Origin of the sequence: Micromonospora sp. NPDC047753 (assembly GCF_040642735.1) — a bacterium.
In the GTDB taxonomy this organism is placed as follows: domain Bacteria; phylum Actinomycetota; class Actinomycetes; order Mycobacteriales; family Micromonosporaceae; genus Micromonospora.
Map to the genome: position 1 here is coordinate 1 of NZ_JBEYSL010000356.1, position 7,439 is coordinate 7,439.

Here is a 7,439-nt window from a genome sequence, read left to right on the forward strand (position 1 = left end):
CCGCTGGGCCTCGCAGGCCGAGGACGACCAGTGGATCCAGGTCGACCTCGGCGCGGCGGTCGACTTCGACCGGGTCACCATCGTGTGGGAGCAGGCGTACGCGCTGGACTACCGCGTCCAGGTCTCCTCCGACGGGAACGCCTGGAGCGACGTGACGTCGGTCAGCAACGACACCCCACTGGGCAGCCGCGCCACCCAGGTCGAGACGTTCGCCAGCCAGACCGCGCAGCACCTGCGCATTCAGACCGGCGCGCGGGTCACCTCGTGGGGCGTGTCCATGTGGGCGCTGTCGGTGCAGCGGCAGGCCGAGCCGGACGTCGACCTGGCGCTGCGCCGGACCGCCACCGCGTCGTCGTCCGACGGCGACTCCAACGGCCCGGGCCGGGCCGTCGACGGCAACCCCCGGACCCGCTGGTCGTCACAGTTCGAGGACAACCAGTGGATCCAGGTCGACCTCGGCGCTCCGGTCAGCTTCGACCAGGTCACCATCGTCTGGGAGCAGGCGTACGCCCGCGACTTCGTCATCCAGGTCTCCGACGACGGGCAGCGCTGGACCGACGTCAAGGCGGTCAGCAACAAGATCACCGAGCTGAAGATCACGGTGAACGGCGTGCCGGTGTTCGCCCGGGGCGGCAACTGGGGCTGGGACGAGTTGCTGCGGCGGGTGCTGCCCGACCGGCTGGCCGACACGGTCGAGATGCACCGCGACATGAACTTCACGATGATCCGCAACTGGCTCGGCAGCAGCAACCGTGAGGAGCTGTACCAGGCCTGCGACGAGCAGGGCATCCTGGTGTGGAACGACTTCTGGCAGGCCGGGGCCTTCCTGCCCAACCCGCCCGGCTACGTGGACATCGCCGCCGACACCATCCGGCGGTTCCGCCACCACCCGAGCATCGTCGTCTGGTGCGGTGCGAACGAGGGAGACCCGCCGCCGATCGTCGACGCCGGGCTCAAGCAGGCCGTCGCCACCGAGCACCCCGAGATCCTCTACATTCCCAACTCCGCCAGCGGCATCGTGAGCGGGCGTGGGCCGTACGGCTGGGTCGACCCGACGACATACACCGACAAGACGATCTACGAGGCGGACTCGTTCGGCTTCCACACCGAGATCGGCATGCCGGTGGTGTCGGTGGTCGAGAGCATGCGCAACCTCGTCGGGGACGCGCCGGAGTGGCCGATCGGCGAGGTGTGGAACTACCACGACTGGTCGACCATCGGTAACCAGCGTGTCGGCACGTACCAGGCGGCGATCGACGCGCGGCTCGGTGAGTCCGCCTCGCTCGACGAGTTCGCCAGCCGGGCGCAGTTCGTCAACTACGAGAGCCACCGCGCCATGTTCGAGGCGTGGAACGCCAACCTGTGGCAGGACGCCACCGGTCTGCTGCTGTGGATGTCGCACCCGGCGTGGCACAGCACGGTCTGGCAGACCTACGACTACGACCTCGACGTGAACGGCGCCTACTACGGCGCCCGCAAGGGGTGCGAGCCGGTGCACGTCCAGGCCGACCCGGGCACCTGGCAGGTCCGGGTGGTCAACCACACCGCCGCCCCGCTGAGCGGGGTCACGGTGAGCGCCCGACGCTACGACCTGGGCGGCCGTTCGTTGGGTTCGCCCCAACGTCAGCGGGTGGACGTGGCCCGCTCGGACACCACGGCGGCCTTCGCGCTCGCCGCGCCGAACGGCGGCGGGCTGCACCTGGTGCGACTGGAGCTGCGGGACAGCCGGGACCGGCTGCTCGCGGAGAACACCTACTGGCGCTACGACAGGGCCGAGCAGTTGCGGGCGCTCAACGACCTGCCGAGCACCCACCTGTCGACGTCGTCGAGCACCGTACGCGTCGTGGGCGGGCGCAACACCGTCACCACGACGGTCCGCAACCAGGGTCGTACGGTCGCCGCCCTGGTGCGGCTCGCCGTGCGCGACAAGAGCGGTGAGCGGGTCCTGCCGGCCCGCTACGACGACAACTACTTCTGGCTCCTGCCGGGGGAGACCCGTGAGGTGCGGATCTCCTGGCCGGCCCGGTCGGGCCTCGCCCGCCAGGTCACGGTGACCGCGCAGGCCTACAACTCCTAGGGGTACGCGGTGGGAAGCGGTGCCGTGCGGCTCCGCTTCCCACCGTCGGCCCGTGCGCCGCCACCTGATGCGGGTGTTTAGGTCCGTTGTCGCACCTCGACTCGGGGCCGAGATTCATGCTGGACGGGTGACACGGTCCGGTTCCACGTCCGGCGCGGTACGGGTCGCGTTCGCGTTCTGGATCACGCTCGTGGGCACCACGGTGCCGACGCCGCTCTACCCGCTCTACGAGTTGGAGTTCGGGTTCTCGTCGTTGACAGTGACAGTGGTCTACGCGCTGTACGCGCTCGGAGTCGTGGTCGGGCTGCTGGTCTTCGGTCGGCTCTCCGACCAGATCGGCCGACGCCCGGTCATCCTCATCGCACTGCTGCTCTCGGTCGCCGCCGATGCCATCTTCCTCGCCGCCGTGGACCTGGCGATGATCATCGTGGGCCGGATCCTCGCCGGGTTGTCCGCCGCGCTGATCATCGGTACGGCGACAGCGGCGTTGGCTGAGCTGATCGACCCTCGGCACCCGAAGCGTGCCGCCACCGTGTCGATCTTCGCTAACCTGGGTGGCCTGGCCACCGGCACCCTGCTGTCCGGGATCGTGTCGGACGTGGCACCCGAACCGCTCCGGCTGCCCTGGGTGATCGTGCTGGTCCTGGCGGTGGTCGCGATCATCGCGCTGCGCGGGGTGCCGGAGACGGTCCGGGAACGTTCGCCGGTGACCCTGCGGGTGCAGCGGTTGCACGTGCCGGCCACCATCCGCGGTGCCTTCATCCGTTCGGCGATCACCGCCGGCGCGGGCTTCGCCGCCCTCGGGGTGCTCACGTCGGTGAGCGGGCTGTTCCTCGGCATGGTCCTGCACGAGACCTCACACACAGTGGCCGCGCTGGTGGTCTTCGTGGCGTTCACCGGTGCGGCGTTCGGCCAACTGCTGACCCGCGTGCTGTCCTCGCGTGCCGCACTGGCCAGCGCCTGCGCCGGCCTGGTGGTGGGGTCGGGCCTGCTGGCGTTCAGCATGTGGATGGCGTTGCTGACGACGCTGCTCATCTGCGCGGCGATCATCGGGGTCGCGTCCGGGGTGGCGGTCGGCGACGGCATCGCGACGATCACGATGAAGACCGAGCCGCAGCACCGGGCCGAGGCGGTGTCGACCTTCTTCGCCATCCTGTTCGCCATGCTCGGTGTGCCGGCGGTCGCCGTCGGTCTGCTGATCCAGACGATCGGCCTGCGCCCGGCCGGCGAGGTCTTCAGCGCGGTGGTGGCGGTGCTCGCGCTGGTCGTCCTGCTCAGCCTGGTCAGGGGCGGCCGGACCCGGCCCGCGAGCTGATCGCCCGGCCGGCTTGTTCCGGGTGCCAGGGGTGCCTCGTCAGCCATTCACCGAGGTCTTGCGGCGGTCATCGTATACAACATACGCTCCCCGAATCGCCCACTTGAGGAGCTCTCCATGACGAACCTCTCCGTCCGCGAAACCAGCCGGGTACTCCGGGCCGCCGTGGCGGCGGCCGCCGTCGTCTGCACCGTCGTCGCCTGCTCGCCGGTGTCGAACAACGAAGGCGAGACGTCCGGCGGCGACCAGTCGGCAGGCCAGGATTCCTTCGGTACGCCCGCCGACCCCGCCGCCGTGAAGCAGGGCGGCAAGCTGGTCGTCGCCCTCTCCGCCGAGCCCGACGCGCTGGACCCGACGCTGTCGAGAAGCCTCTACTCCCGCTACGTCTTCCAAGCCATGTGCCAGAAGCTCTACGACGTCAACGAGCAGGCGCAGGTCGTACCGCAGCTCGCGACGGCCCTGCCCACCACGAGCGGCGACGGCCGGACGGTGACAATTCCGCTGCGGCCCGGCGTGCGCTTCGCGGACGGCACGGCGTTCGACTCGGCCGCGGTGAAGGCCACCCTGCAACGCCACCTCACCAACGCCCGGTCGGCGCGCAAGAGCGAACTCGGCCCCATCGACGGCGTCGACACCCCGGACGCGCAGACCGTCGTCCTGCGGCTGAAGCAGCCGTTCGCACCGCTGCTCGGGGCCCTCGCCGACCGAGCCGGCATGATCATGAGTGCCCAGGCGCTGCGGACCAAGGGCGACGACTTCGCCTCGGCGCCCGTCTGCGTCGGCCCCTTCAAGTTCGCCAAGCGGGTGCCGCAGAACTCCATCGAGGTGGTGCGGGACCCGAACTACTACGACGCGAGCAAGGTGCACCTGGACGCCATCTCGTGGCGGATCCTCACCGACGCCAGCATCCGCGCCGCCAACCTGCGCTCCGGCGACGCGCAGGTCGCCGACTCGGTCTCCACCCAGGACGTCGCCTCGCTCCGGCAGGACGCGGCGGTCTCCGTCCTCCAGTCGCAGTCCCTCGGCTACCAGGGCCTGACCATCAACGTCGGCAACGTCGACGGCGTCGGCACCGCGGCGAAGCCCATCAACCGCCCCCTCGCCCAGAACGCCAAGGTGCGGCAGGCCTTCGAGCACGCCATCGACCGCAAGGCCCTGGTCGACGCGGTCTTCAACGGTCTGCACGCCGCCGCCTGCTCCCCGATCTCGCCCGCGAGCACGTTCTCGTCCCCCGAGGCGCAGACCTGCCCGGCGCACGACCCCGCCAAGGCCAAGCAGTTGCTGGCCGAGGCCGGCGTGCAGACGCCGTACGCGGTCACGATGCTCGCCTCGAACACCCCCGACACGCTGCGTCTCGCGCAGGCGTTGCAGTCCATGGTCAAGGACGGCGGATTCGACCTGAAGATCAACCCGGTGGAGTACTCGTCGCTCCTCGACGAGCAGGACCGCGGCAACTTCGAGCTGCTGCAACTGGGGTGGAGCGGCCGGATCGACCCGGACGCCAACATCACCAACTTCGTCGGCACCGGCGCCAGCCAGAACGTCGCCGGCTACAGCAATCCGCAGCTCGACACCCTGCTGACCCAGGCCCGCCAGGCCGGTGACGTCGAGGAGCGCAGGAAGCTGTACGGGCAGGCGGTCACACTGCTCCAGCAGGACGACGCCCTGATCTACCTCTACCGGCAGCGCAACCTGACCGCCGTCAGCAAGCAGATCCAGGGCCTCCAGGTCTACCCCGACGGCGTGATCCGGGCGGCCTTCGCCGGCTTCGGCAAGTAGGCCGTCGTGGCCCGATATCTGCTCACCCGCGCCTGGCAGTCGGCGCTGACCCTGCTGTTGTCGACGATCGTGGTCTTCGTCGGCGTACGGGCGCTGCCCGGCGACCCGGCCCTCGCCCTGGCCGGCGAGGACCGGTCGCCGGAGGCCCTGGAGGCCATCCGTCGGCACTACGGGCTGGACCAGCCACTGCCCGTGCAGTTCGCCCAGTACGTGGAGCGCATGGCGCAGGGCGACTTCGGGGTGTCGATCCGCACCGGCACGCCGGTCTCGTCGATGCTCACGACCGCCCTGCCGGTGACCGTCGAGCTGTCCGTCCTGGCGATCCTCATCGCGGCGGCGCTCGGCGTCGGCGCCGGGGTGCTCGCGGCGGTCCGGCGTGGACGTCCGGCGGAGTGGCTGGCCAACGGCCTGGCCCTGATCGGCCTGTCGGTGCCGCACTTCTGGCTGGGCCTGCTGGCGATCCTCTACCTGTCAGTGGCGACCGGGCTCTTCCCCGCCTCCGGCTTCGTGCCGATCCTGGAGGACCCCGTGGACAACCTGCACCACATCGTCCTGCCGGCCGTGATCCTCGGCACCGGCCTGGCCGCCATCATCATGCGACAGACCCGGTCGGCGATGCTCGACTCGCTCTCCTCCGACTACGTACGCACGGCCAAGGCGAAGGGCCTGCGACCTCGCGCCGTCATCACCCGGCACGCCCTGCGGAACAGCCTCATCGTGGTGGTGACAGTCGTGGGTCTCCAACTCGGCGGGCTGATCTCGGGCGCGGTCGTCACCGAACAGATCTTCGGGCTGCCGGGCTTCGGCAAGATGACCATCGACGCGGTGTTCCAACGGGACTACCCGGTGATCCAGGCCGTCGTCCTGCTCACCGCGGCGGCCTACATCGTGATCAACTTTTTCGTGGACCTGCTCTACTCGGTCATCGATCCACGCATCCGGGTGACGGGAGATCCGGCATGACCGTCCTCACCGTACCGATCGCGGAGACCGGCACCGCCAGCATCACCCGGCGTACGCGGGTGCTGCGGCGGCTGCGGCGCAACCCGCTCGCCGTGGTGAGCTTCGTCGTGCTCGCGCTGGCGGGCGTCATCGCGCTGCTCTCGCCCTGGCTCGCGCCCTACTCGGTCGACCAGACCGACTTCGCCCGTACGTTCGCGCCTCCCGGCACCGCCGGGCACCTGCTGGGCACCGACGACCTGGGTCGGGACGTCCTCTCCCGCATCATGCTCGGCGCGCGGGCGTCGTTGCAGGTCGGGCTCCTGGCGGTGGCCACGTCGCTGGTCATCGGGGTGCCGCTCGGGCTCGCCGCCGGCTACTTCCGGGCCTGGGACGCGGTCATCTCGCGCTTCACCGACCTGCTACTGGCGTTCCCGTTTCTGATCATGGCGGTGGGGTTGGCGGCCATCCGGGGCGCCAGCCTCGGCAATGCCGCGGTGGCCATCGGCATCGCCCAGATCCCCGGCGTGATCCGGGTCGTCCGCTCGGACACGCTGCGCCTCAAGTCGCTGGACTTCGTCGCGGCGGCCGTCGTGGACGGCGCGAGCGACCTGTGGGTGCTGGCCCGGCACATCCTGCCGAACGCGACCTCGGTGATCCTGGTGCAGGCCACCGTCGCCATCCCGGCCGCGATCCTCGGCGAGGCGGTGCTGTCCTTCCTCGGTCTCGGCATCCAACCCCCGGCGCCCAGCCTCGGCACCATGCTCGCCACCGCCCAGCAGTTCGCCGCCCGCGCACCGTGGGCCGCCGTCTTCCCCGGCGTGGTGATCATGGGTCTGGCGCTGGCGTTCAACGTCTTCGGTGACGCCCTGCGCGACGCCCTCGACCCGAAGGGAGACCGGCGATGACCACCGCCCCCGCGCCCGTGCTGGAGATCCGCGACCTGTCGGTGTCGTTCCCGACCGAGACCGGCACCGTCTCGGCGGTCGACGGGGTCAGCCTGGACCTCGCAGCCGGGGAGATCGTCGGGATGGTGGGCGAGTCGGGGTGCGGAAAGAGCGTCACCGCGATGAGCCTCGCCGGGCTGCTCCCGGGCAGCGCCCGGGTCACCGGGTCGGTGCGCCTGGACGGCACCCAGCTGGTCGGCGCCCGCGAGTCCGCCCTGCATCGGGTCCGCGGCCGGGAGATCGCCTACATCTTCCAGGAACCGATGACGTCGTTGAACCCGGTGCTCACGACGGCCTCCGGTACGCCTGGCACGACGGCCCCCGCCGTTGGCGGGTCGGCGCTGCCGGAGCTGACGCTCTCCTGCTTCACCGGCGGCGCCCC

Annotated in this window: 6 protein-coding genes; all 6 read left to right on the top strand. The window is 70.5% G+C overall.

Going from position 1 to position 7,439, the window contains the following annotated elements; all coding sequences use genetic code 11:
- Positions 1 to 2,077, top strand: a 2,077-nt coding sequence (locus tag ABZ749_RS25165) for a discoidin domain-containing protein (protein ID WP_357231905.1), incomplete at its 5' end; no start/stop codon positions are given.
- A gap of 127 nt (positions 2,078 to 2,204) precedes the next feature.
- Positions 2,205 to 3,392, top strand: coding sequence for an MFS transporter (locus tag ABZ749_RS25170; protein WP_357231908.1), 1,188 nt, complete (start codon positions 2,205 to 2,207; stop codon positions 3,390 to 3,392).
- Positions 3,393 to 3,509: 117 nt separating this feature from the next.
- Entirely contained in the window at positions 3,510 to 5,171 is a 1,662-nt protein-coding gene (locus ABZ749_RS25175) for an ABC transporter substrate-binding protein (RefSeq protein ID WP_357231911.1), read from the top strand.
- A 6-nt stretch (positions 5,172 to 5,177) separates the two neighbouring features.
- A complete protein-coding gene (locus tag ABZ749_RS25180; RefSeq protein WP_091399352.1) occupies positions 5,178 to 6,134 on the top strand; it encodes an ABC transporter permease in 957 nt (318 codons plus the stop codon).
- A complete protein-coding gene (locus ABZ749_RS25185; RefSeq protein WP_357231915.1) occupies positions 6,131 to 7,018 on the top strand; it encodes an ABC transporter permease in 888 nt (295 codons plus the stop codon). Before ABZ749_RS25180 ends, ABZ749_RS25185 begins: the two co-directional genes overlap by 4 nt.
- Positions 7,015 to 7,439, top strand: a 425-nt coding sequence (locus ABZ749_RS25190; RefSeq protein WP_357231918.1) for an ATP-binding cassette domain-containing protein, incomplete at its 3' end; no start/stop codon positions are given. The genes ABZ749_RS25185 and ABZ749_RS25190, both read left to right, overlap by 4 nt.

What these genes read in the sequence shown, in the direction of transcription:
- ABZ749_RS25175 (WP_357231911.1), top strand. Translation starts at nt 3,510, where the DNA reads ATGACGAACCTCTCCGTCCGCGAAACCAGCCGGGTACTCCGGGCCGCC.
- ABZ749_RS25185 (WP_357231915.1), top strand. Translation starts at nt 6,131, where the DNA reads ATGACCGTCCTCACCGTACCGATCGCGGAGACCGGCACCGCCAGCATC.